6 protein-coding genes and 1 pseudogene are annotated in these 4,235 nt (G+C 28.6%); all 7 read right to left on the reverse strand.

Annotation, left to right across the window (positions count from 1 at the left end; all coding sequences use genetic code 11):
- A pseudogene (locus Q0975_RS28240) lies at positions 1 to 233 on the reverse strand (hypothetical protein); the annotation flags it as partial.
- Positions 234 to 241: 8 nt separating this feature from the next.
- Positions 242 to 547 (reverse strand): hypothetical protein, encoded by a 306-nt coding sequence (locus tag Q0975_RS28245; protein ID WP_299444316.1) that lies wholly within the window; start codon positions 545 to 547, stop codon positions 242 to 244.
- A gap of 43 nt (positions 548 to 590) precedes the next feature.
- Entirely contained in the window at positions 591 to 1,277 is a 687-nt protein-coding gene (locus tag Q0975_RS28250; protein WP_299444319.1) for a hypothetical protein, read from the reverse strand.
- A gap of 9 nt (positions 1,278 to 1,286) precedes the next feature.
- The gene (locus tag Q0975_RS28255; RefSeq protein WP_299444322.1) at positions 1,287 to 2,279 is read right to left on the reverse strand and encodes a hypothetical protein; all 993 of its coding nucleotides are present in this window, start codon (positions 2,277 to 2,279) and stop codon (positions 1,287 to 1,289) included.
- A gap of 12 nt (positions 2,280 to 2,291) precedes the next feature.
- Entirely contained in the window at positions 2,292 to 2,987 is a 696-nt protein-coding gene (locus Q0975_RS28260) for a hypothetical protein (RefSeq protein ID WP_299444325.1), read from the reverse strand.
- 93 nt (positions 2,988 to 3,080) lie between these two features.
- Positions 3,081 to 3,770, reverse strand: a complete 690-nt coding sequence (locus tag Q0975_RS28265) for a hypothetical protein (RefSeq protein ID WP_299444327.1) — start codon at positions 3,768 to 3,770, stop codon at positions 3,081 to 3,083.
- An 18-nt stretch (positions 3,771 to 3,788) separates the two neighbouring features.
- Positions 3,789 to 4,235, reverse strand: a 447-nt coding sequence (locus tag Q0975_RS28270) for a hypothetical protein (RefSeq protein ID WP_299444329.1), incomplete at its 5' end; no start/stop codon positions are given.

A 4,235-nucleotide genomic window follows, 5' to 3' on the forward strand; every position in this document is an offset into this window, starting at 1 on the left:
TTTTTTCTAACAGAAAAAACTTTTTTGTCATTGATCAATATCTCAAAATTACAATTTGCAGATTTGATTCTTATCCCGTAGTGCGTTTCTTCTTCATAGTGCTTTACGGTTTTATATAATTCTAAGATGTCTTGCTGGGTGTATTGTGTTCCTATCATTGTTGTTTCTTTATTTTTTTGCGCAAAAACAAAAAGACTAACCAAGAATAGAAAAAAAGTAAGAATGTTTTTCATTTATATAACTATTTTTTTTCCGAAGCTTTTCCTATTTTCCATAATCTATCGGCATAATGTAAACAGAAAGCATAACATGCTATTGAGATAAAAAGGCCACTATACAAAATAATTTCTGTGGTTATATCTATACTAAGAAGTATACCTAAAAAAAGAAGATTTACAAAAGCTGCCATTAATGTGCCCGCAGAAATAGCACCTAATGTATTATAAAGTATTTTAATTGGTTTAAGAATATAACACAAAATGCTTAATGCAATACCTAATCCAATGTTGCCAAACGTAAAAATAAGTACAAGAACTACTTTATGCATGTTTTGGATTTCTATATATTTTAGAAAATCATCTAACCCCATCTTAATTGGTAATAGATTTATAAACGATAAAAATAATAATGCACACTACCAGAAAGATGATAAAAAAACCAGCTTTTTTTTTCATAAATGGAATATCTTCAAATGCAAACTCATAAAAAGCTTTATCCATTATAACGAATTCTTTTGTCCCTTTTACAATTTCTATACTATTGTTTTTATTCTTATTTAGTGTACCTGTAAGGATATATTCTGTATCATCTTCTAGCAATAAATTTTCTACATCAATAAGTGTTTTAGAAAGCTTTTTTTCTGATCTGTTTACATTAAGCTGTATAGAAATATCTTTAGCATTTATTTTTATTTTCCCTGTATCATCTTGGATATAGAAATCTGCACTTTTGGATTCAGTACGGTACGTTCTCCATTTTTTACTTCCTTTTACTCTTCTTGCTCCTGCAGATCTATATGAAAGCTGACTGTAATTATAACCAATACACTTAGTTTCCGAGATAGGTGATGTTATATGATTTATTGACTTTAATTTACCTCTAATTTTGACAAATCCGTTGGAAAGTGTGTTTATTTTGGAAACTTCAAGAGTTTCAATCAGGTTTGGCTTTTTCTTTTTAAGAACACTATATAAAATCATTCCTCCAATCAAAAGAAAGAATAGGATGTCCGAAAAGTCAAAAGAAACTAAAGGTAGTAATATTATGATAAGTTTCACCGGATAAAGTTAATATAGGATAAATTCATCGCTTCCTACAGGTCTATAAAAAAGGGAATAATAACTTTTTCTTGATTCTCCGGAAGAACGCAATACCGATTTGTTTCTTCCCACTTGACCTAATTTATCATATACTAATGTTATTATTTTACCATTTGCATAAAAGCGTAGTTTAAAATCTTCAAAAGGCATCATTTCATATCCGTCTTTAACTATTTTGCCAGAAGTTAATAGTTTTCCTATCCTTTTTTTACTGTCAGATTCTGTAAAAAATAACTGTTGAGCAGTTCTTTTTTCTTTATTATAAATTAAATCAGCATATTCAGAAATATTATTTTGATCATAAACCTCAAACATTTCATTATAACTTATTAGTAGTTGTTCTGTGAGTTCCATTATTTCTTCTGGATCAGTAGTTAATAGGTTTTGAGCTTTCTCTAATGTTTTTATACCATAAGGAACCAATGCCTCAAAAGTTCCATCAAAAGAATATTCAGTACGTTCCGGATAAATAAATTTGGTTTTTTTACTTACTTCATTTTTTTCTGTAGGTGAAGCAAGATTTAGGATTACTTCTTCTTCGCTGTATTCTTTTTTTACTGTGTTATATTCTCTTTTTACAACATCTACTTTTACTTGTGCATTCTTTAAGCTAGGTTCTAATTGTTGTGTTTCTCTGTTGTACGAAGGAAACATTCGTACTTCAATAGTTTGGATACCTGATTTTGATATAGCTAGGTTAATCGGAAAATAACTTCCTTTAGGAGAAACATCATTAGTAATAAATTCGTAACCAATGAATACCGGAATGTCATTAACTCTTACCTCAAAATTAGTGTTTGAGGAACTTATATATACCCCGTAATTTGGTTCTAGCGGAAAATGTTCAACTTCTTTATAGATGTTACTTATATCTTCTATGGTTTTCATGTTATTTTCTTGCTCTTGTTGAGCAAAAAGAGATAGGGAAATAAAAAGCGTAAAAAAGAAGATATATTTCATAAGAAGATAAGTTTAGAATAATTTTTCAATTAATCCTTTCAACGCTTCGTCAAATACTATGGCAAAGAAAATTATGGCAATTATAATCAAGAAAACTGCACAACCGATACGATACCATTTTGGAATATCTACAAATAGATCATAGGACTTCAGATCAAAAATTGAGAGTTCATTATCCATCACGCTTTTTCGTATAATAATTTCATTTTCATCCTTTTCTATGGATCCAACAATATAATATTCGTCTGTATTGGGTAAAAGAAGATTTTCATAATAGCTAATTTGACCTTTTTTTATTTTTTTTTCATTATTGTAACTAACTATCGAGATATCTTCTGCTTCTACTTTAATCTTTCCCGTATGGTCTTGGATATAAAAATCATAACATTCTTCTATAGATTCTATGGTTTTCCATCGTTTTGAAGAACGATCGTTATCAAAACGATCCGAAGAAACCCATTTTTTTGCTTTATAGTCATATCCAATACATTGTGTTTTGGTTAAATAAGATTGAATGATTTTTATTTTTATTAAAGTACCTTTAACTTTAATAAGATCGGAAATTTTTTCGGCATCTTTAATGTCGGTAATAGGAAGGTTTTTGATTCTTTCTCGATTATCCTTTTTCTTTTTCTTGAAAACACTAGTGATAATAAATAATAGTACAAAAACAAATAATGGAATTAGTATTAAACAGGATTCACTCATAGGAACTATTTATATTTAATTAGAGTAAAATTGTTAAATCATTTCTAACAGTGCCCTTAGTTGAGATTGATATAAAAACATACTTCACTGCAGTTACTTAAGAAAACCATTTACAAATAAAAGGATTAAACCAATAAGTAATAACATAAAAATTAAACCATATTTACTTATTTTATCTGGGAGGTCGCTTTTATATATTTTATCAAAATATGGGTCTCTAACAGAGAATTCATTGTCTCCTTTTTTTATAATTAATTCATTGTTTTTGTTATATGTTGCTGTACCAATTAAGGTATACTCTTTATCATCTTGTAGCAATAGATTTTCTGTATGTGTATTACTTGATATTTTTTTATCTGTTTGATTGACGTTCAAAAGTGAGATCGAAATCTCTTTAGCTATTACTTTAATCTTACCAGTGTGATCTTCTATATAAAAATCATTACAAGCTGTATCAGACGATATCGTCTTCCATTTCATATGCCTATCACGTTCTTTTGATTCTGATATTCCTCTATCTATAGAACTTACACTTCTTTTTCTTGAAGAATTAAAACGCATAATAGAATAGCTGTATCCTATGCATTCTGATCTCGTCATCGGAGAAGTCATTGTATTGATTTGTTTTAGTTTTCCTTTTATTTCAACAAATCCAGTTGATATATCTTTGATATCTGAGATTATTGGCTTTATTCTGTTTTTCCTTTTTTTCCGCTTTTGAGATTCTCCTATAATTATTATGATTGCGAGAAATAAGAAAAATAATATCGTAAGAAAGTCCACTTATTATAATTTTAAAATTTAATACTTACCCATCAGTTTACGAAAATCCGGAAACCATTTAGGTAATTTTAGATCAAAAGCAAAACATATTCCATACACTAAAAAATACAAGGGAATCAAGCCTATAACTATAAGTAAAAGGTTTGGGTTTGTTTCTGAATTTGATATTGCTATTGATGTTTTTTGGTTGTATCGAATTTCATATGGCTTTTGCATATTTGGAGGTGCGTCTGATCTAATACTAAGTTGGGATGTAATAGAATCAATAGATTTTTTAGGTTTAAATTTTACGGTTATTTGTTGTATAGTTGCTGGTGTTTTACCTCTCCGTTCCTTTTTATAGGTATCTAATGCTACAATTTTGGCTTGATATTTATCCATAGTTACGTTTTGGTACAAACCTTCTACGGATGGACCAAAAAGAAAAACGCATAAATAGCATAGAACGGTATAGCTACTATATAT

The organism is uncultured Aquimarina sp. (assembly GCF_947500065.1).
Classification (GTDB): Bacteria; Bacteroidota; Bacteroidia; order Flavobacteriales; family Flavobacteriaceae; genus Aquimarina.